The organism is Mycolicibacterium aromaticivorans JS19b1 = JCM 16368 (genome assembly GCF_000559085.1).
Lineage (GTDB): Bacteria > Actinomycetota > Actinomycetes > Mycobacteriales > Mycobacteriaceae > Mycobacterium > Mycobacterium aromaticivorans.
The window spans coordinates 56669-76200 of record NZ_JALN02000001.1; the positions used below are offsets into that span (position 1 = coordinate 56669).

General features: G+C 68.7%; 24 protein-coding genes. 7 read left to right on the forward strand and 17 right to left on the reverse strand.

Going from position 1 to position 19532, the window contains the following annotated elements:
• Window positions 1-152: 152 nt before the first annotated feature.
• A complete protein-coding gene (locus Y900_RS00300; protein ID WP_036337670.1) occupies window positions 153-830 on the forward strand; it encodes a FadR/GntR family transcriptional regulator in 678 nt (225 codons plus the stop codon).
• On the forward strand, window positions 827-1624 hold the full coding sequence (locus Y900_RS00305; protein ID WP_036337673.1) for an ABC transporter ATP-binding protein: 798 nt from the start codon (window positions 827-829) through the stop codon (window positions 1622-1624). The genes Y900_RS00300 and Y900_RS00305 overlap by 4 nt, the downstream gene beginning before the upstream one ends.
• Here Y900_RS00305 and hisI read toward each other — a convergent pair.
• From hisI to hisD, 8 genes are read right to left on the reverse strand one after another with little or no spacing between them, the layout of a single operon-like run.
• Window positions 1621-1968: a phosphoribosyl-AMP cyclohydrolase gene (gene hisI / locus Y900_RS00310; protein WP_036337675.1), complete on the reverse strand. Its 348-nt coding sequence runs from the start codon at window positions 1966-1968 to the stop codon at window positions 1621-1623. The two genes, Y900_RS00305 and hisI, sit on opposite strands and share 4 nt — an antisense overlap.
• A complete protein-coding gene (gene hisF / locus Y900_RS00315) occupies window positions 1965-2738 on the reverse strand; it encodes an imidazole glycerol phosphate synthase subunit HisF (RefSeq protein ID WP_036337678.1) in 774 nt (257 codons plus the stop codon). Before hisF ends, hisI begins: the two co-directional genes overlap by 4 nt.
• Window positions 2738-3541: an inositol monophosphatase family protein gene (locus Y900_RS00320; RefSeq protein ID WP_036337680.1), complete on the reverse strand. Its 804-nt coding sequence runs from the start codon at window positions 3539-3541 to the stop codon at window positions 2738-2740. The genes hisF and Y900_RS00320 overlap by 1 nt, the downstream gene beginning before the upstream one ends.
• Window positions 3541-4275: a bifunctional 1-(5-phosphoribosyl)-5-((5-phosphoribosylamino)methylideneamino)imidazole-4-carboxamide isomerase/phosphoribosylanthranilate isomerase PriA gene (priA, locus tag Y900_RS00325; RefSeq protein WP_036337683.1), complete on the reverse strand. Its 735-nt coding sequence runs from the start codon at window positions 4273-4275 to the stop codon at window positions 3541-3543. Before priA ends, Y900_RS00320 begins: the two co-directional genes overlap by 1 nt.
• Before the next feature lie 2 nt (window positions 4276-4277).
• Window positions 4278-4898: an imidazole glycerol phosphate synthase subunit HisH gene (gene hisH / locus Y900_RS00330; RefSeq protein ID WP_036337685.1), complete on the reverse strand. Its 621-nt coding sequence runs from the start codon at window positions 4896-4898 to the stop codon at window positions 4278-4280.
• The gene (hisB, locus tag Y900_RS00335) at window positions 4895-5503 is read right to left on the reverse strand and encodes an imidazoleglycerol-phosphate dehydratase HisB (RefSeq protein WP_036337688.1); all 609 of its coding nucleotides are present in this window, start codon (window positions 5501-5503) and stop codon (window positions 4895-4897) included. Before hisB ends, hisH begins: the two co-directional genes overlap by 4 nt.
• The gene (locus Y900_RS00340) at window positions 5500-6603 is read right to left on the reverse strand and encodes a histidinol-phosphate transaminase (RefSeq protein WP_036345406.1); all 1104 of its coding nucleotides are present in this window, start codon (window positions 6601-6603) and stop codon (window positions 5500-5502) included. The genes hisB and Y900_RS00340 overlap by 4 nt, the downstream gene beginning before the upstream one ends.
• Window positions 6604-6608: 5 nt before the next feature.
• On the reverse strand, window positions 6609-7937 hold the full coding sequence (gene hisD / locus Y900_RS00345) for a histidinol dehydrogenase (RefSeq protein WP_036337690.1): 1329 nt from the start codon (window positions 7935-7937) through the stop codon (window positions 6609-6611).
• A 78-nt stretch (window positions 7938-8015) separates the two neighbouring features.
• Between hisD and rhtB the strand changes: the two genes are divergently transcribed.
• Together rhtB and Y900_RS00355 are read left to right on the forward strand one after the other, a co-directional pair.
• Window positions 8016-8651, forward strand: a complete 636-nt coding sequence (gene rhtB / locus Y900_RS00350) for a homoserine/homoserine lactone efflux protein (protein ID WP_036337692.1) — start codon at window positions 8016-8018, stop codon at window positions 8649-8651.
• Window positions 8652-8661: 10 nt separating this feature from the next.
• Window positions 8662-9075 carry a nitroreductase family deazaflavin-dependent oxidoreductase gene (locus tag Y900_RS00355; protein ID WP_036345408.1) on the forward strand — a complete coding sequence of 138 codons (414 nt, stop codon included), beginning with the start codon at window positions 8662-8664 and terminating at the stop codon, window positions 9073-9075.
• On the opposite strand, the gene nadC is transcribed toward Y900_RS00355, so the two are convergent.
• Genes nadC through nadA form a run of 3 tightly spaced genes read right to left on the reverse strand, consistent with a single transcriptional unit; the run spans window position 9072 to window position 12546 of the window.
• Window positions 9072-9929 carry a carboxylating nicotinate-nucleotide diphosphorylase gene (nadC, locus tag Y900_RS00360; RefSeq protein WP_036337695.1) on the reverse strand — a complete coding sequence of 286 codons (858 nt, stop codon included), beginning with the start codon at window positions 9927-9929 and terminating at the stop codon, window positions 9072-9074. The genes Y900_RS00355 and nadC overlap by 4 nt on opposite strands.
• Entirely contained in the window at window positions 9926-11488 is a 1563-nt protein-coding gene (locus Y900_RS00365) for an L-aspartate oxidase (RefSeq protein WP_036337698.1), read from the reverse strand. The genes nadC and Y900_RS00365 overlap by 4 nt, the downstream gene beginning before the upstream one ends.
• Window positions 11485-12546, reverse strand: coding sequence for a quinolinate synthase NadA (nadA, locus tag Y900_RS00370; RefSeq protein WP_036337700.1), 1062 nt, complete (start codon window positions 12544-12546; stop codon window positions 11485-11487). The genes Y900_RS00365 and nadA overlap by 4 nt, the downstream gene beginning before the upstream one ends.
• Before the next feature lie 48 nt (window positions 12547-12594).
• Between nadA and Y900_RS00375 the strand changes: the two genes are divergently transcribed.
• On the forward strand, window positions 12595-13287 hold the full coding sequence (locus Y900_RS00375) for an NUDIX hydrolase (RefSeq protein ID WP_036337703.1): 693 nt from the start codon (window positions 12595-12597) through the stop codon (window positions 13285-13287).
• Between the two features lie 43 nt (window positions 13288-13330).
• The gene (locus Y900_RS00380) at window positions 13331-14665 is read left to right on the forward strand and encodes a lipase family protein (RefSeq protein WP_036337705.1); all 1335 of its coding nucleotides are present in this window, start codon (window positions 13331-13333) and stop codon (window positions 14663-14665) included.
• Window positions 14666-14675: 10 nt separating this feature from the next.
• On the opposite strand, the gene Y900_RS00385 is transcribed toward Y900_RS00380, so the two are convergent.
• From Y900_RS00385 to bioB, 3 genes are read right to left on the reverse strand one after another with little or no spacing between them, the layout of a single operon-like run.
• On the reverse strand, window positions 14676-15266 hold the full coding sequence (locus tag Y900_RS00385) for a DUF2567 domain-containing protein (RefSeq protein ID WP_036337707.1): 591 nt from the start codon (window positions 15264-15266) through the stop codon (window positions 14676-14678).
• On the reverse strand, window positions 15263-15490 hold the full coding sequence (gene bsaP / locus Y900_RS00390; RefSeq protein ID WP_036345411.1) for a biotin synthase auxiliary protein BsaP: 228 nt from the start codon (window positions 15488-15490) through the stop codon (window positions 15263-15265). Before bsaP ends, Y900_RS00385 begins: the two co-directional genes overlap by 4 nt.
• A gap of 5 nt (window positions 15491-15495) precedes the next feature.
• Window positions 15496-16503 carry a biotin synthase BioB gene (gene bioB / locus Y900_RS00395; RefSeq protein WP_036337710.1) on the reverse strand — a complete coding sequence of 336 codons (1008 nt, stop codon included), beginning with the start codon at window positions 16501-16503 and terminating at the stop codon, window positions 15496-15498.
• A gap of 55 nt (window positions 16504-16558) precedes the next feature.
• On the opposite strand from bioB, the gene Y900_RS00400 reads away from it, so the two are divergent.
• The gene (locus Y900_RS00400; protein WP_036337712.1) at window positions 16559-17137 is read left to right on the forward strand and encodes a TetR family transcriptional regulator; all 579 of its coding nucleotides are present in this window, start codon (window positions 16559-16561) and stop codon (window positions 17135-17137) included.
• 39 nt (window positions 17138-17176) lie between these two features.
• Here Y900_RS00400 and Y900_RS00405 read toward each other — a convergent pair whose 3' ends face one another.
• Genes Y900_RS00405 through Y900_RS00415 form a run of 3 tightly spaced genes read right to left on the reverse strand, consistent with a single transcriptional unit; the run spans window position 17177 to window position 19525 of the window.
• On the reverse strand, window positions 17177-17701 hold the full coding sequence (locus Y900_RS00405) for a 2'-5' RNA ligase family protein (RefSeq protein ID WP_036337714.1): 525 nt from the start codon (window positions 17699-17701) through the stop codon (window positions 17177-17179).
• A 1-nt stretch (window position 17702) separates the two neighbouring features.
• Entirely contained in the window at window positions 17703-18380 is a 678-nt protein-coding gene (gene bioD, locus Y900_RS00410; RefSeq protein WP_036337716.1) for a dethiobiotin synthase, read from the reverse strand.
• Window positions 18377-19525 (reverse strand): 8-amino-7-oxononanoate synthase, encoded by a 1149-nt coding sequence (locus Y900_RS00415; protein WP_036337719.1) that lies wholly within the window; start codon window positions 19523-19525, stop codon window positions 18377-18379. The genes bioD and Y900_RS00415 overlap by 4 nt, the downstream gene beginning before the upstream one ends.
• Between the last annotated feature and the right edge of the window lie 7 nt (window positions 19526-19532).

A 19532-nucleotide genomic window follows, 5' to 3' on the forward strand; every position in this document is an offset into this window, starting at 1 on the left:
GGTCGGGGTATTACTGGAGTTCCGACCGGCACGACAACGCCCCACGGCGGGGAACCGGTCGTTCAGGCCCCGCCGCGGCGACTAAGCACGAGTGCACATGTCATGGTGCCCAGACTGTACACTTCTCCTCAGACAAGTAGAGAGGTTTGGTTGTGGATTCACCTGTCGTCCAAGTGCAGCGCCACCCCCTTGCAGCCCAGACGGCCCATCTACTGCTTTCACGGATCCGCAACGGCGAGTGGCCTCTGGGTCACCGATTGCCCGGCGAGACCACACTCGCCGCCCAGCTCGGCGTCGGCCGCTCGACGCTGCGCGAGGCGATCCGTGAACTCGCCGGCAAAGGGGTTCTCGACAGTCGCCAGGGTGCAGGCGTTTTCGTGATCGCCCTCGATGCGAGCGAGGACTGGGACACCATCCTGAGGCGTACGACGATCGCCGCAGTGATCGAGGCACGCATCGCGATCGAAGCCGAGGCCGCCGCGTTGGCCGCCACCCGGCGCACCCCCGCCGATCTGCGAGCGATCCGCCGCACGCTGGCCGCCCGTGGTGTCGAAGGCCAGTCCATCCCCGACCACGTCGACGCCGACGCCGCGTTTCACCGGGCGGTCGTGGCGGCCGCACACAACGACGTGCTGACGCAGTTGTTCGACGCGTTCCTGCCTCGGTTACGCCTGGCGATGATCGACATGCTCAAGATCAGGCCGGTGCCCGGCCAGGCCGACCACGTCGCGCACCGGGAGCTCGCCGACGCGATCGCCGCCCGCGATCCCATCGCGGCCGCCACAGCCAGCAGGTCGCATTTGAGTGCGTTGAAGGAGTCTTACGCGTGACACCCGTTCTCGAACTCGACGAGGTGACGTTCCGCCGCAACGGCAAACAGATCATCGACGGCATATCGCTCACGGTGGAACGCGGCGAGCACTGGGCGCTGCTGGGCCCCAACGGGGCAGGCAAGAGCACATTGCTCGGTTTCTGCGCCGCCGAGACGTTCCCCACCACCGGCACGGTCACGGTGCTCGGCCGCCAGATGGGGCGCACCGATCTGGCGGCACTGCGCCGTTCGATCGGATACGTGAATCCCCGCCACCGCCTTCAGTATTCGCTGACCGTGCGGGAAGTGGTGCTCACCGGTATCACCGCCACCATCGACCTGCCGATGCGCTGGACACCGAACCCGGAACAGGCCGAGCACGCCGACGCGATGATCGCCGCGGTGGGGATGAGCCGTAAATCCGACGATGTGTGGCCGACGCTGTCACAGGGTGAGCGTGGCCGCGCTCTCATTGCGCGAGCGCTGGTTTCGGAGCCCGAGCTGCTGCTGCTCGACGAGCCGACGACCGGACTGGACGTCGCCGCCCGCGAGCAGCTGCTGGAGACCATCGACGGCCTCGACCACACCCATCCCGACGTCGCGTCGATCCTGGTGACCCATCACCTCGAAGAGCTGCCGACCACCACCACCCACGCGCTGTTGATCGCGGACGGGCGCACCGTGGCGAGCGGGCCTGCGCGCGAGACGATCTCTACAGACAACGTCACCGCCGCGTTCTCGCACCCGATCGCGGTCGGCTACCAGGACGGCCGCTGGACCGCGCGAGCCAAGGCCACGGCGATCGACGTCTAGCTTTCCGGCGCCAGGAGCTGGTCGGCGTCGAAGCAGCTGTGGTCACCGGTGTGGCAGGCTCCGCCGACCTGGTCGACCTCCAGCAGCACCGCGTCGCCGTCGCAGTCCAGCCGTACCGAGTGCACGTGTTGGGTGTGCCCGGAGGTCGCTCCCTTGACCCAGTACTCGCCGCGGGATCGCGAATAATAGGTCGCTTCGCGGGTTTCCAGCGTGCGGGCCAGTGCCTCGTCGTCCATCCAGGCCACCATCAGCACGTCGCCGCTGCCACGCTCCTGTGCGATCGCGGCGAACAGCCCGTTGGTGTCGCGCTTGAGCCGCTTGGCGATTTCCGGGTCGAGGCTCATCGGACGGTGATCCCTTCCGCGGCCATCGCCGCCTTCACCTGGCCGATCGTCAGCTCGCCGAAATGGAAGACGCTGGCCGCCAACACCGCATCGGCACCTGAGGCGACGGCGGGCGCGAAGTCGCCGACCGCGCCCGCGCCGCCACTGGCGATCACCGGAACCGTGACCGCCTTGCGGACCGCACGCAGCATCGCCAGATCGAAACCGGCTTTGGTGCCGTCGGCGTCCATCGAGTTCAGCAGGATCTCGCCGACGCCCAATTCCGCTCCGCGCCTCGCCCATTCGACAGCATCGATACCGGTCCCCTGCCGGCCACCATGCGTGGTGACCTCCCAGCCCGATTGGGTCGGCGACGATCCGGCAGGCACCGTGCGGGCATCCACCGAGAGCACGATGCACTGTGAGCCGAACTGCCGGGACAATTCGGCCAGCAGTTCAGGGCGGGCGATCGCGGCGGTGTTCACCGAGACCTTGTCGGCCCCGGCACGCAGCAGCACGTCGACATCCTCCACCGATCGCACACCGCCGCCGACGGTGAGCGGAATGAACACCTGCTCGGCGGTCCGACGCACCACATCGAGCATCGTCGCGCGGCCCGACGAGGACGCCGTGACGTCCAGGAAGGTCAGCTCGTCGGCACCCTCGGCGTCATAGACGGCAGCCAGCTCGACGGGATCGCCTGCATCTCGCAGGTTTTCGAAGTTCACACCCTTGACCACCCGGCCGGCATCGACGTCCAGGCAGGGAATCACACGCACCGCGACGTCCATCAGAGGTAATTCTCCGGCGGACCGACCCTGTCGAGGATCTCCATGACGCGCTCGTGCACGCCGGGGGCTGCGGCCAGCGCAGCCCGCGACGACGGCGTCCAGCGCTCGCCGGACAGGTCGGTGACGACTCCGCCTGCCGAGCGCACCAGCGCGACCCCGGCGGCGTGATCCCAGATGTGATCGCCGAAACTGATTGCCGCACCCATGATTCCGGACGAGACATACGCGAAGTCGACGCCGGTGGCGCCGTGCATGCGCAGCTTCGAACAGACGCGGCTGAGATTCTCCAGCACGGCCAGCCGGTAGCGGCCGGGAAAACGCCCCCGCCAGTCGACGTTGAATGTTCCGATGCCGATCACGCACTGGCCGATCTCGCCGTGTCCGATCGGAGGCTGCGCTTGTCCGTTGTAGTACACCGGACCGCCCAGCACCGTGCTGTAGCGCTGGTCGGTGAACGGCAGCCAGGTCAGCCCGGCGACAGGCTCGCCGTCCCGCAGCAGACCCAGCAGGATCGCGGCCATCGGCGATCCGGCGGCGTAGTTGAAGGTGCCGTCAATCGGGTCGAGCACCCATACCAGCGGGGAGTCGATTGGGGCGCCGCCGAATTCCTCGCCGTGCACGCCGATGCCGGTCGTGGCCTCCAAGGCCTGGACCACCTGGCGTTCGATGGCCAGGTCCACCTCGGTGGCGAAGTCGTTGCCCTTCTTCTGCACGGCCGAGTCGGCCCGGTGCCCGGCGATGAACGGTGTGGACGCCTCGTCCAGAATCACCGCCGCCTGGGCCACCAGGGTGTCGAGGTCCACTAGCGGCTCACCGCGGCAAGCGCCTCCGGCAGCGTGAATCGGCCGGCGTAGAGCGCCTTTCCGACGATCGCGCCTTCCACACCGCTGTCGACCAGGGTCGCGATCGCGCGCAGGTCGTCCAGGCTGGACACGCCTCCTGAAGCGATGACCGGCGCGTCCGTGCACTCGGCCACACCTTCGAGCAGGTCGAGGTTGGGGCCGGTGAGCGTGCCGTCCTTGGTGACATCGGTGACCACAAACCGCGAGCAGCCTTCGCTGTCAAGGCGTTCCAGCACATGCCACAGGTCGCCACCGTCGGTCTCCCAGCCGCGGCCACGCAGCCGGTGCTCCCCCTCGACGATCTGCACATCCAGGCCGACGGCGACCCGGTCGCCGTACTCGGCGATCGCAGCGGCGCACCACAGCGGGTTCTCCAGCGCCGCGGTGCCGATGTTGACCCGGGTGCAGCCGGTGGCCAGCGCAGCCTTGAGCGACTCGTCATCGCGGATCCCGCCGGACAGTTCGACGTTCACGTCGAGCTGCCCGACCACCTCGGCGAGGAGTTCACGGTTGGATCCGCGACCGAATGCGGCGTCGAGGTCCACCAGGTGGATCCATTCGGCGCCGTCGCGCTGCCAGGTGAGTGCGGCGTCCAGCGCCGAGCCGTATTCGGTCTCGCTGCCGGCCTTGCCCTGCACCAGACGGACCGCCTTGCCCTCGACCACATCGACGGCAGGCAACAAAATCAGTGGCACTCTTACAGCCCCTCAACCCAATTGGTGAGCAACGCCGCACCGGCGTCACCGCTCTTCTCCGGATGAAATTGTGTCGCCGACAGCGGACCGTCTTCGACCGCGGCCAGGAACCGCACGTGATGGCTGGCCCAGGTCAGCTTCGCGTCGGGCGCGCCCTCCCACTTCTGTGCCGCATACGAGTGCACGAAGTAGAACCGGGTGTCGGCGTCGAACCCCTTGAACAGCACACTATCCGGCGCCGCGTCGACGACGTTCCAGCCCATGTGCGGGATCACCGGCGCCTCGAGCCGGGTGACCGAGCCCGGCCACTGCCCACAGCCCTTCGATTCGACCCCGAACTCCACGCCGCGGGCGAACAGGATCTGCATGCCCACGCACACGCCGAGCACCGGCCGGCCCGCGGCAACCCGCTCGGCGATGATGCGGTCGCCCCCGATGCCGCGCAGGCCGACCATGCACGCCTCGAACGCGCCGACCCCGGGCACCACCAGGCCGTCGGCGTTGAGCGCACGCTGCGCGTCGGCGGTCACCTCGACGTCGGCCCCGGTACGTTCCAGCGCCCGCTGCGCCGAGCGCAGGTTGCCCGAGCCGTAGTCCAGGACGACGACGGATCTAGCTGTCACAGTGAGCCTTTGGTGGACGGCACGCCAGAGACCCGGGGATCGGGCTCGACGGCCTGTCGCAGTGCCCGCGCCACCGCCTTGTATTCCGCCTCGGTGATGTGGTGCGGATCGCGGCCATACAGCGTGCGCACGTGCAGCGAGATGCGGGCGTTGAATGCCAGCGACTCGAACACGTGCCGGTTGACGACCGTGTGGTAGGGCACGCTGGAGCCGGCGATGGTGAAGTCGACCATGTAGTCGGGTTCACCGGTGTGCACGAAGTAAGGGCGGCCGGAGACGTCGACGGCGGCGTGGGCCAGCGTCTCGTCCATCGGGATGAAGGCGTCACCGAAGCGGCGGATGCCCTTCTTGTCGCCGAGGGCCTGCCCCAGCGCGGTGCCCAGCACGATCGCGGTGTCCTCGATGGTGTGGTGGCCCTCGATGTCGACATCGCCCTTGGCGGAGATCGTCAGGTCGAAGCTCGCGTGGGTGCCCAGCGCGGTCAGCATGTGGTCGAAGAACGGCACACCGGTGTGCACGCTGACCTCTCCGGTGCCGTCCAGGTTCAGCTCGACGACAATGTCGGATTCGCGGGTCTTGCGTTCGACCTTGGCGATGCGGGTCATGGTGCTCCTATTTTGGCGCTGGCGGCGAGGAAGGCGTCGTTCTCCTCGGCCAATCCGATGGTGGTGCGCAGATATCCTGGGATGCCGACATCGCGGATCAGGACGCCTTCGTCGAGGTAGTGCTGCCAGGCCGCGCCGGCGTCGGCGAACTCGCCGAACAATACGAAGTTCGCGTCGCTGGGGATGACGCGGAAACCGTAGTCGGTCAGCGCGGCGCTGACCCGCTCCCGCTCGGCGATCAGCGTCGCGACGCTGCCCAGGGTGTCGTCGGCATGGCGCAGCGCGGCACGGGCGGCGGCCTGGGTGACCACCGAGAGGTGGTAGGGCAGCCGGACCAGCAACACGGCGTCGATGATCGCCGGGGCGGCGATCAGATATCCCAGCCGGCCGCCGGCGAACGCGAATGCCTTGCTCATGGTGCGGCTGACGATCAACCGGGATGGATACTCCTCGATCAGCCCGATCGCGCTGGGCTGGCTGGAGAACTCACCGTATGCCTCGTCGACGATGAGGATGCCGTGGTGCATGGCGTCCAGCAGCCGCCGCAGGTCGTCGAGCGGAACGCTCTGGCCCGACGGGTTGTTGGGGCTCGCGACGAACACGACGTCCGGGTCCCGGGCGGCGATGACGGTCGCCGCCGTGTCGACGTCGAGGCTGAAATCGGCCGCGCGCACCGACTCCACCCACTCGGTCTGCGTCCCGTTCGAGATGATCGGGTGCATCGAATACGACGGCACGAAACCGATCGCGCTGCGGCCCGGGCCGCCGAACGCCTGCAGGAGTTGCTGCAGGATCTCGTTGGATCCGTTTGCCGCCCAGACGTTTTCCTCTGCGACCTCGACACCGGTCTGGTCGCGGAGGTAGGCGGCCAGGTCGGCGCGCAGCGCGACTGCGTCGCGGTCGGGATAGCGGTGCAGCTCGGCTGCGGCCGCCTGCACCGAACGCGTGACGTCCTCGACCAATGCGGGACTCGGCGGGTGCGGGTTCTCGTTGGTGTTGAGCCGCACCGGGACGTCGAGTTGCGGTGCCCCGTAGGGAGATTTCCCACGGAGATCGTCGCGCAGCGGCAGATCGGCCAGCGTCACGCCGGCACCGGGAATGGCGGTCACCGCTCGAACCTCCGGCGGACCGCCTCACCGTGAGCCGGCAGGTCTTCGGCCTTGGCCAGTGTGATCACATGCCCTGACACGTCTTTGAGCGCCGCCTCGGTGTAGTCGACCACGTGGATGCCGCGCAGGAAGGTCTGCACCGACAAGCCGCTGGAGTGCCTGGCGCAGCCTGCGGTGGGCAGTACGTGATTCGACCCGGCGCAATAGTCACCGAGGCTGACCGGCGACCAGGGTCCCACGAAGATCGCACCGGCCGCGCGGATACGGCCGGCCACCTCGTTGGCGTTCACGGTCTGGATCTCCAAATGCTCTGCGGCATAAGCGTTGACGACCCGAATTCCGGTGTCGACATCGTCGACCAGCACGATGCCCGACTGGCGACCGCGCAGCGCCTCGGTCACCCGCTCTCGGTGCTTGGTGGTCTCGAGCTGCACGGCCAACTCGGCTTCGGTGGCCTGCGCCAGCTCAGGGCTGTCGGTCACCAGCACGCTGGCGGCCATCACGTCATGCTCGGCCTGGCTGATCAGATCGGCAGCGACATGCACCGGGTCGGCAGCGTGGTCGGCAAGGATCGCGATCTCGGTGGGCCCGGCCTCGGCGTCGATCCCGATCTGCGAGCGGCAGATTCGCTTGGCGGCGGTGACATAGATATTGCCCGGTCCGGTCACCATGTCGACCGGTGCCAGCTCGGCGCCGTCGGTGTCGGTGCCGCCGTAGGCCATCAGCGCCACCGCCTGCGCGCCGCCGACCGCCCACACCTCCTCGATGCCGAGCAGCGCGGCCGCCGCCAGGATCGTCGGGTGCGGCAGACCGCCATGGCCGGCCTGCGGCGGGCTGGCGATCACCAGCGAATCGACACCGGCGGTCTGCGCCGGCACGACGTTCATCACCACACTGGAGGGGTAAACGGCATTGCCGCCGGGCACGTACAGACCGACGCGTTCCACCGGCACCCAGCGCTCGGTGACCGACGCGCCGGAGTCGAACAGCGTGGTGGTGTCGGTACGCCGTTGATCGGCATGCACGGCGCGGGTGCGATCGATCGCCACCTCGAGCGCGGCGCGCACATCGGCAGGCAGGCCGGCCAGCGCTTCGCCCAGCGCGGCGACCGGCACCCGCACGGTCGCGGGGCGCACCCCGTCGAACTTCTCGCCGTACTCCAGTGCCGCGACAGCGCCGCGCTCGGCGATGTCGTCGACGATCGGCCGGACCTTCGGGACCACGGCGTCGACGTCCACGCCGCCGCGCGGAAGCGCTGCGCGCAGCGAGGCGGCGGTCAGCGCACGGCCGCGCAGGTCGATCCGATTCATGGCGAAGCTGGTCATCGGATCAATTGTCCCCGATCGGTGCACCCGAATAAAAATCGATTGAGCACGGCCGCCGGCGGCCCAGATACTGCGGGTATGCAATTCGAGTTGTGGCTGGCCTTCATCGGCGCCTCGATCGCCATCAGTGTGTCTCCCGGGGCCGGTGCCATCCAGTCCATGGCGACCGGTCTGGCGCACGGTCTGCGCCGTGGCTACTGGAGCATCACGGGGCTGCAGATCGGCCTGATGCTGCAGCTCGTGGCGGTGGCCGTCGGGCTCGGAGCGGCTGTCGCGCAGTCGATCGTCGCGTTCACGGTGATCAAGTGGATCGGGGTGGTCTACCTGGTCTATCTCGCCGTTCGTCAATGGCGCAGCAAGCCCTTCGACCTGGGCGAGCAGCTCGACACCACCGCCGGCGGCGGGCGGTGGGCCCTGCTGGTGCGTGGTTGCCTGGTCAACGTCACGAACCCCAAGGGGCTGGTATTCCTGCTGGCAGTGCTGCCCCAGTTCGTCGTGCCGACCGCGCCGCTGCTGCCGCAGTACCTCGCGATCGGGGCGACGATGGTGGTCGTCGATCTGGTCGTGATGGGCGCCTACACCGGGCTGGCGTCCCGGTTGCTGCGGTGGCTGCGCACACCACGCCAGCTGAGAGCCATGAATCGGACGTTCTCCGGACTGTTCGCTGCGGCTGCGGTGGTGCTGTCCCTGGTGCGCCGGGGCGCGGCCGCCTAACGTGGGCGCCATGTCGACCAAGGATCACCCGAACAACGCGCCCGGCGTGCCGATGAAGTTCCCGGTCTGGTTCGAGAACTTCCAGATCAAGTACTTCAATCCGGCAATGAAGCCGCTGGCCAAGTTCATGCCGGGCATGTCGGTCATCTCGCACCGCGGACGAACCTCGGGCAAGCAGTACGAAACCGTGGTCTCGGCCTTCCGCAAGGGTGACACCCTTGCCGTCATGCTCGGCCACGGCAAGACCAATTGGGTCAAGAACATCTTGGCCGCCGGCGAGGCCGACATCCGGCACGGTCGCAAGACCCTGCATCTGGTGAATCCGCGGGTCGTGCCCGCGGGCACGGACGACCCGTCGCTTCCCGGGGTAGCCCGTCGCGGCGTGAAGCGCGGCGTCGGTGCGTTCGTCGCCGATATCGCCTAGAGATCCAGACCGACGTCGAGGACCCGTACCGAGTGAGTCAACGCCCCCACGGCCAGGAAATCGACCCCTGTTCCGGCGTAGTCGGCGGCGCTGTCCAGGCTGAGGCCGCCTGAGGATTCCAGCAGCACGCCTGGAGCGTTGGCGTTGCGACGCTGGACCGCGATCTGGGTCTGCCACACCGGGAAGTTGTCCAGCAGGATCAGCTGTACATCCTCGGTGAGCACCTCGTCGAGCTGCTCGAGGGTGTCCACCTCGACCTCGCACGGGAGATCCGGCGCGGCCGCGCGCACTGCCCGCAGCGCGGCGACCACCGAACCGGCGGCGGCGACGTGGTTGTCCTTGATCAGCGCAGCGTCGCCCAAGCCCATCCGGTGGTTGACCCCGCCGCCCACCCGGACCGCGTACTTCTGCAGTGCCCGCAGCCCCGGCAGGGTCTTGCGGGTGTCGCGGATCTTGGCTGTGGTGCCGTCGACGGCGTCGACCCACGCCGCGGTGGCGGTGGCGATCCCCGACAGATGACACACCAGGTTCAGCAGGGTCCGTTCGGCGGTCAGCAGCCCCCGCGTCGGCGCCTGCACCCGAAGCAGGGCAGCACCGGCCTCAAGTCGGGTGCCGTCGTCCACCCGGTCGACGACCTGATAACCGTCCTGACCGAGCACTTCGTCGAGGACCATCAGCGCCACGTCGATCCCGGCGGCTACGCCGGGCTCCCGGGACACCAGTGATGCAACGGTGCCTGCGTCCTCGGGAACCGTGGCCACGGTGGTGACGTCGGGGCCGTAGCGCAGGTCCTCGTCGAGGCCGCGAAGGATCGTGATGCGAGCTTGCGCGCGCTCGTCGTCGGTGAGTGTCATTGCAGGCAGGCCGCCGCGTGGTCATCGTGCAGGGTGCGGCTGAAGGCTTGTTCCGGATCGGTGTCCGGGTGATCGCCGCGGTGGTGGCAGCCACGTGATTCGGTGCGCGCCAACGCCGCTGTGGTCACCGCGCGGGCGGTGGCCGTGAGTGCGACATCCTCGGCGGCGGCGCGGGTGGTCATCCGCGTTGGTGTTGCCTCGGCAAGGATGTCGGCGAGTTGACGCAGTCCGGCGGCGTCGCGGACCACCGAGGCGAACTCGCTCATCGCCGTCTGCAACACCGTGCGGTCGAGCGCATTGTGCTGGCGCTCATCGGCTTTCGCCACCGGCGCACCCGCGTCGCGGGAATGCTCCACGGCGGCGCGCCCAGCGCGACCACCCACCACCAAACCTTCCAGCAGGCTGTTGGAAGCCAGCCGGTTGGCGCCGTGCATGCCGGTTCGGGCCACCTCGCCGGCGGCGAACAAACCGGGCAGCTCGGTCCGGCCGGACACGTCGGTGGCCACACCGCCGCAGCTGTAGTGCGCACCCGGCACGACCGGAATCAATTGCCGGGTGGGGTCGATGCCTGCGGCACGGCAGGCAGCCGTGACCGTCGGGAAGCGTTGTGCGAATCGGTCGATGGAGCGCGCGTCGAGGAAAACGCACTCGTCGCCGCTCGCCCGCAGCCGCGCCTGGATGGCCGCCGCCACCACGTCGCGCGGGGCGAGATCGCCCATCGGGTGATGCGTGGTCATCGACTCGCCGCGGGCGTCGCGCAGTACCGCGCCTTCGCCGCGCAGGGCCTCGGTGATCAGCGGCCGGCGTCCGGTGGCGGTGCGGTCGAACAGCATGGTCGGGTGGAACTGGACGAATTCGATGTCGGTGACCCCGACACCGGCCCACAGTGCCAGGGCGATGCCGTCGCCGGTGGAGCCTTCCGGGTTGGTGGTCGCCCGATACAGGTGACCAAGTCCACCGGTGGCCAGGATTACCGACGGGGCGTGCACGATACCGAGCCCGTCGGCGTTGCGGACCAGCACCCCGCTGACCGCCGTGCCATCGCTGAGGATCTGCAGCGCAACATGATTGCGCCGGATGTCCAGGGTGGCGGCGGCATGGTCGAGTGCGCGCTGCACTTCTGCGCCGGTGGCGTCACCCCCGGCGTGGATGATGCGCCTGCGGGAGTGCCCGCCCTCACGAGTCAGCGCCCACTGGCCGGGCGCGCTCTCGTCGAACCGGGCGCCGTCGTCGACCAGGTCGGCCACGGCGCGGTACCCGTCGGCGACGATCGAGCGCACCGCATCGGGGTCGCACAACCCGGCGCCCGCGGCCAGGGTGTCACGCACGTGTGCTTCGACGGAATCGTCGGTGTGCGGGAGCACGACCGCGATGCCACCCTGGGCGTAGAACGTCGCGGTATCAGGTGCCTTGCTCAGAATGACTGTGCGACTGCCTTTTCGGTGTGCGGCCAGGGCCGCGGCCAAACCGGCCACCCCGGTGCCGATCACCACGACGTCGGCACGCTGCTGCCAGTCCACACCTGCGGCGCCGGCCCCACAGGCGAAGGAGCGCGTCATTCGCCGCCGCCGGGCTGGCCGATCTCGATCATCCGCTGCACGCTGGCGCGGGCCAGGCGGGCGGTCTCGAGATCGACGTCGACCTCGTCGGCGCCGTCCACCAGGCAGCGCAGCAATGCGGCTGGGGTGATCATCTTCATGTACTTGCAGGACGCCCGGTCGTTGACCGCCTGGAAATCGATTCCCGGTGCGGCGCGGCGCAATTGGTGCAGCATCCCGACCTCGGTGGCGACCAGCACCTGCTTGGCATGAGAGGCCTTCGCGGCGTCCAACATGCCGCCGGTGGACAGTATCTTGACCCGATCCGACGGGAAGGCGCCTTCACCCGCCAGATACAACGCCGATGTGGCGCAACCACATTCGGGGTGGACGAACAGCTCGGCGTCGGGGTGACTGCGGGCCTGGTCGGCCAGTTCGTCGCCGTTGATCCCCGCGTGCACATGGCACTCGCCGGCCCAGACGTTCAGGTTGGTCCGGCCGGTCATCCGGCGCACGTGCGCGCCCAGGAACTGGTCGGGGCAGAACAGCACCTCGCGATCAGCCGGGATCGAGGCCACCACCTCGACGGCGTTGGACGAGGTGCAGCAGATGTCGGTGAGCGCCTTCACCGCCGCGGTGGTGTTGACGTAGGACACGACGACCGCACCGGGGTGCTCATCCTTCCAGGTCTGCAGTTCCTCGGCGGTGATCGAGTCGGCCAGCGAGCAACCGGCGCGCTGATCCGGGATCAGCACGGTTTTCTCGGGGCTGAGGATCTTGGCGGTCTCGGCCATGAAGTGCACGCCGCAGAACACGATCGTTTCTTCCGCGGCTTCCGCGGCGATCCGGGACAGTGCCAGCGAGTCACCGACATGATCAGCGACGTCCTGAATGGCCGGCAACTGGTAGTTGTGCGCCAGAATGGTCGCGTTCCGCAAGGTGGCCAGCCGGCGAATCTCGGCGGCCCATTCCTCATCGCCGTTCACCCCGGTGTAACCACCGGGTCCGTCGGAGATGCGAGCGACAAGCCCAGCCCCGATGGCACCGTCGACGGCGTCTGCACGATCCAAGACGGTCATATCCGCCTCCTGTCTTGCTTTGGAGGTTTTCGACTTATAATCGAAAACGTGCCCCATACTAGCACCGAACACGAAGTACTCGCCGTCGTATTCCAGGTTGGCGACGTCCAGTCGCGTACACCGGCCCTTAACGTGCTGTTATGGCAGCGCGGCCTGGACCCCGAGCGGGGCAAGTGGTCCTTGCCCGGGGGCAGGCTGCGCGCCGACGAAGACCTGACCAGTTCGGTGCGCCGCCAGCTGGCCGAGAAGGTCGACGTCCGCGAGATCGCCCACCTGGAACAGCTCGCGGTCTTCTCCGACCCCGGCCGCGTGCCTGGTGTTCGCACGATCGCCTCGACATTCCTCGGGCTGGTGCCCTCTGTCGCCACCCCCGAACTGCCGCCGGACACCCGCTGGCATCCGGTCAGCGCCCTACCGGAGATGGCATTCGACCACGCCCCGATGGTGGAGTACGCCCGAACCAGGCTGGTCGCGAAGCTGTCCTATACCAATATCGGATTCGCCTTGACACCAAGGGAATTCGCGCTCTCGACGTTACGTGACATCTACGGCGCCGCCCTGGGCTACCAGGTCGACGCCACCAATTTGCAGCGGGTGCTGGCGCGCCGCGGCGTCATCACACCGACCGGGACGACCGCCCATCCGGGTCGCAGCGGCGGTCGCCCGGCGGCGCTGTATCGCTTCACCGACTCGCATTTGAGGGTGACCGACGAGTTTGCCGCGTTGCGTCCACCCGGGTGAGTCGGCTGGCTCCTTAGACCCTTCTTAAGGTAGAAAGGGTGGAATGCATCCGGTGAGCACCGGGGCTCCGAGCCCCGAATGGATCGGCCGCGCTCCGCACGAGGAACTCGAGCGCGGCGCGCATCCGCTGCTTCCGGACGAGGATCCGTTCTACGAGCCGCCCGCCGGTTTCGAACATGCCGAGCCGGGCACGGTGCTGCGCTCCCGCGACGTCCAACTGGGTTTTCTCGGACTGATCCCGCAGCGGGTGCGGGCCACGCAGCTGCTGTACCGCAGCACCGACCACAACGGGCTACCCCAGGCCACCGTCACCACGGTGCTCATCCCGAGCGGCCATACCCCCGACCAGGTCCGCAACGTCGTCTCGTATCAGTGCGCCATCGACGCGGTGGCCTCGCGCTGCTTCCCCTCCTACGCCATGCGCAGGCACGCCAAAGCCGTCGGCTCGCTGCCACAGCTCGAGTACCTGCTCGTCGCGGCCGCGCTCGCCGAGGGTTGGGTGGTTTCCGTCCCCGACCACGAGGGTCCGGCCGGCATCTGGGGCGCGCCTTACGAACCCGGCTACGCCGTCCTGGACGGGGTGCGGGCCGCACTCGGATTCGAGGCGTTCGGCCTCGCCGCGGACAGCCAGATCGGGTTGTGGGGCTACTCCGGCGGCGGGCTCGCCACCGCGTGGGCGGCCGAGGTGCACGAGGACTACGCCCCCGAGCTGAACATCGTCGGCGCCGTCCTGGGCTCCCCGGTCGGCGACCTGGGCCACACGTTCCGCCGGCTCAACGGCTCCTACCTCGCCGCACTGCCCGCGCTCGTGGTGGCCGCGCTGGCCAAGACCTATCCCGATCTGAACCGGGTGATCGAACAGAACGCCACCGAGGACGGGCTGGCCCTGCTGCGTCGGCTCGAGACCATGACAACCGCGGAGGCCGTCATCCGGCTGTTCCGCACCGACTTCGACGACCTGGTACACCCGCCGCTGGAAGAGATCCTGGCGACGCCGGAAGTCCAGTACGTCTTCGACAACATCAAGCTCGGCAAAGCCGTTCCCGACCTTCCGGTGCTGATCGTGCAGGCCGTCCACGACTCGGTGATCGACGTCGACGACATCGACGACCTGGTACACACCTACTCCGCAGGCGGGGCACGGGTGACCTACCACCGCGACATGTTCAGCGAGCACATGCTGCTGCATCCGATGTCGGCGCCGATGACGCTGCGCTGGCTGACCGACCGGTTCGCCCAGCGCCCGATCGACGAGCACATCGTGCGCACGAAGTGGCCGACGCTGCTCAATCCCATGACGTACGCGGGAATGGTGCGTCTCGGCGGGATCGTCGCGCGTGTGGTGTCCGGCGGCCGGGTGCCGTTCCGACCACTCTAGGGGCCCCGCTCTAAGCGGCGGCGCGGTCCATCGGCGGCTGAGCCCCGAGATCATCGCGCGGGGTGGCCACCGCCATCAAGGCATATGCCAGCGCCGCGAGCGCAGCCGGGAACAGTAGCGTCGTCGCGATCTGCAACGGCCCGTGCGCGAAGAACACCGGCGGCGCCTCGGAGTAGTAGAAGATCCGGTTGTCCGGCGTGACCGGAGCCGTGTCGAACGGGACCGGCCCGTAGTGCCAGCGCACCAGCAGCGCGCCGACGCCCGCGGCCGCGCCGGAGGCGGCTATCGAACCCACCCACAGCGCCGTCGCCAGCAGCGGGCCGCGATGGACGCGCCACTGCCACACCAGTACGGCCGCCACGATCGCCATCGACGTCAGCAACCCGATGAGCAGTGCCGCCGCCACGAACAGATGGTCGGATTCGCTGCCGAGGTAGGTCTGCACCCGCTGACCGGATCGGGTCAGCGCCACCACGCCGTGCGCGGAGGGCGCCAGCACCGACCACACCGCGCCGATCACCGCCCCCGCCACGGTCAACCCGACGACCACTACGATTGCGGCGCGTCGCCGCGAAAAGCGTTGTTGTGATTCAGGATTCACCGCTGGTCCTCCAGATCGTGGGAGTCGACCCGACCGTGGCGCGAGCACTTCGCCCACCAGCCATCCGGGCGAACCTGGACCACCATCCGGCGTCCGCAGTCCGCGCAGAAGCGAGGCGGCTCGAGTCCGAGCTGTGCGGCGGTGGGCACCACGCTGCCGGCGAGCTCACCGGTGTAGACGTTGTAAACGCCGGCACCCACCGGTGCGGGCAGCTGTCCGACCATCGCCACTACAGGCTGGCGTTCAGAGCCTTGATCGGCATCTGCAGATCTTCGAGCAACTCGAGATCGGCCTCAGCCGGGCGACCCAGCGTGGTCAGGTAATTTCCGACGATCACGGCGTTGATGCCACCCAGGATGCCCTGTTTGGCGCCCAGGTCACCGAGCGTGATCTCCCGGCCGCCGGCGAACCGGAGCATCGTGCGCGGCAGCGCCAGGCGGAAGGCGGCGACGGCCTTGAGGGCCTCGGATGCCGGCAACACCTCCAGATCACCGAACGGCGTGCCCGGCCGCGGGTTCAGGAAGTTCAGCGGCACCTCGTGCGGATCGAGCTCGGCCAGGTTCGCGGCGAACTCGGCGCGCTGCTCGAGGGTCTCCCCCATACCGAGGATGCCGCCGCAGCACACCTCCATGCCGGCCTCGCGCACCATCTCCAGCGTTCCCCACCGCTCCTCCCACGAGTGTGTGGTGACGACGTTGGGGAAGTAGGACTGCGCGGTCTCGAGGTTGTGGTTGTAGCGGTGAACGCCCATCTCCTTGAGGCGATCCACCTGCTCCTGGGTGAGCATCCCCAGCGAGCAGGCGATCTGGATGTCGACCTCGTTGCGAATCGCTTCGATGCCGGCGGCCACCTGGGCCAGCAGCCGCTCGTCGGGTCCGCGCACGGCAGCCACGATGCAGAACTCGGTGGCGCCGGACTTCGCGGTCTGCTTGGCCGCCTCGACCAGGCTCGGGATGTCCAGCCACGCGCTGCGCACCGGCGAGGCGAACAGCCCGGACTGCGAACAGAAGTGGCAATCCTCCGGGCAGCCACCGGTTTTCAGGCTGATGATGCCCTCGACCTCGACCTCTGGCCCGCACCACTTCATCCGGACCTCGTGGGCCAAGGCCAAGAGGTCCTCGAGGTGATCGTCGGACAGCTGCAAGACCTCGAGCACCTGATCGCGGGACAGCCCCTCGCCGCGCTCGAGCACCTGCTCGCGCGCCAGTGCCAATACGTCCGTCGCTGCCTGCGTCACCGGCTCGTCCTCCTGCGTTCGCCAACTTGAACAGTGTTCAGGCTAGGCTACGCGTGTGCAGCTCCACAAACGCGACGTGGTCGACGCGGCGACGACACTGCTGGACAACTACGGCATGGCCGACCTGTCCATGCGGCGGCTGGCCCGCGAGCTCGCGGTGTCCCCGGGAGCGCTGTACTGGCACTTCGCCAACAAGCAGCAACTGCTGGGCGCGGTCGCTGACCGAATCCTGCGAAGTGTCCACGACGTGCCTGCAGACTGGCGCGTCCGCGTCGAGGCGATCTGCGGTCAGTTGCGCGACGCCCTGCTGTCCCACACCGACGGCGCCGAGCTGGTGTCCGCCAGTTTCGCCGCAGGCCAGTCCGAAGTGATGACGCAGATACTGAACTGGCTGGCCGACACGGCGGTCGCCGCGGGCGTCGATGCCGGGCACGCCGTGACCGCCGGCCGCACTGTCCTCTACTACGTACTTGGCTTCACCGCCGACGAGCAGTCCCGTCTGCAATGGGACGCTGCCGGCGCCGACCTTCCCGACGAACAATCCGTACTCGGCGCCGATGCCAGTCGACGGTTCGGCTTCGGGGTGCAGTTGCTGGTCGACGGCATCGCGGCACGGCGCAGGCTGCCGGTGTGATCACAGTCGAGCAGGTGCCTAAAAGCGTTGCTGCGCAGGTTAACTGATCAGCACGCGATCGGTCCGCGCATCGCTGTCCCAACGTCGTAGCCCCACGATGCCAGCCCGGATGTCGGCGGTGATCCCGTCAACCAATCCGAGGGCGTCGCCGGCTTGAGCCGGGGTGAACCGGCGCCCGAGCGTGACGTGCGGCGTCCACCGGCCCGGGGCGCTGTGTGCGAAAGCATTGGTCACCGACTGCAGGCACACGTCGTAGATGTGTTCGTGCAGAGCGAGCAGTCCAGCGGAGGGAACCACCAACCGCGCCAGCGTCATCCGCCCGGTGCCGAAGATCAGCGGTGCGCCAAGGACCGCACGAAGCGGTAAGCGGTCCGCCAGTTCGGCGAGCGGCTCGTCGACGTCGGGTGAGATCCGCTCGGCGGCGATCAACGTGATGTGCGGACGGTTGGTGTCGGAGCTGACCCGCAGCTGGCTGGGCAGACCGGCGTCGGCCAGCGACTGCCACGTGTGCCGCACAGCATCGTCGGCACGCTGGTCGAGGAGCAGTTCGATCGAGTGCGCCATCTCAGATCAGGCCGGCGACCCAGTCCGGGTCGAACGCGCGAGCGCTGAACAGCGCGAAGTCATTCGGCGACACCGCGGCCACTCCCGCAGGCAGCGCCGCGCGGACCGGAGCCAGTTTGGCCAACGCCTCGCGGTTGGACTTCTCCGCCGGGCCGGGCTGGGCGGGCCAGGCGCCGATCACCAGACCGGCGCACGAAAGCCCCTTGGCGCCAAGCCCTTCCAACGTCAAGGAGGTGTGGTTGAGCGTGCCCAGACCTGGTTCGACGACGACGAGCACCGGCGCGGCGAGTTCGACCGCGAGATCGCGCAGCGTCCCACCGTCGGCCGTCAGTTCCACCAGCAGGCCACCCGCCCCCTCAACCAGCGTCAGCCGCCCGGGACGGTCGACGTCACGGATGACGCTCAGCAGCTCGCCGGTGCTGGGCAGCGGCAGGCCGGCGCTTTCGGCCGCGGCCGCCGGCGCCAGCGGATCCGGATACCGGGCGACGCCGAACAGTTCGGTGACGCCGGACAGCCTGCCCACCTCAGCGAGGTCGTCGTCGCCGTCGGCGGTGCCGGTCTGCACCGGCTTGCACACCGCGACATCCCGCTCGGCGACCCGCGCGTGGCAGGCCAGCGCTGCGGTCACAACGGTCTTTCCCACCCCGGTCCCGGTGCCGGTGACGACCAGCACGCTCATCGGGGGTGAGCCGCCAATACCGAGGTCAACACGACGCGTGCCGCGTCCATCTCGTCGTCGGTCAACGACGCCCGCGCGGTCAGTCGCAGCCGTGAGGTGCCCGCCGGAACCGTCGGCGGCCGGAAACACCCGACCCGCACCCCGGCCTCCAGGCATGCGCTCGCGGCAGCCACCGCGATCTCCGGATCACCGAGAATGACTGATACGACGGCAGATTCGGGGTTCTCGGGGACGTCGCACATCTCGACCAACTCCCGGGCCCGGTCGATCACAGCCGTAGCGCGCTGCGGTTCGGCGGTCAGCACGGTGAGGGCGGCCAGCGCGGCGCCGACCGGTGCCGGAGCCAGGCCGGTGTCGAAGATCATCGTGCGCGCGGCGTCGATGAGGTGGTCGCGCACCGCGGCGGGGCCGAGCACCGCCCCGCCCTGGCTGCCGAGCGACTTCGACATCGTGGTCGTCATGATCACGTCGGGTGCCCCGGCCAATCCGGCCTCGTGGATCAGGCCACGCCCGCCGGCGCCGCGAACCCCGAGACCGTGGGCCTCGTCGACCAGCAGCAGCGCCGCGTGCTTGCGGCATACCTCATGCAGCCTGCGCAGCGGCGCCAGCGCCCCGTCGGTGCTGAACACCGATTCGGTGATGACCACCGCCCGCTCTTCGTCGCGCCCGGCCAGCGCGGCCTCGACCGCCTCGACGTCGAGGTGTGGCGCGACGACGACCCGTGCCCGCGACAGCCGGCAGGCGTCGACCAGCGAGGCGTGCGACAGCGCGTCGGACACGATCAGCGAACCGGGGCCGGACAGCGCCACCGTGGCGCCGATGTTGGCGGTGTAGCCCGAGGAGAACACCAGCGCGGCCTCGGCTCCGGCGAAATCGGCCAGGGCGCTTTCGAATTCCTCGTGCAGTTCGGTGTTTCCGGTGACCAGTCGCGAGCCGGTCGAGCCTGCACCCCAGGTGCGCAACGCGGCGACCCCACCGTCGATGACCGCGGGATGCTGCGACAGGCCCAGATAATCGTTGGAGGCCAGGTCCAGTTCGGTGGCCACGGCGGGCCGGGTGCGCAGCGATCGACGCAGGCCGGCGTTGCGGCGCTGCTGCTCGACGGTGTCGAGCCAGGCCAGTGGGGAAAGGCCGACGCGGGTCACAGGCACT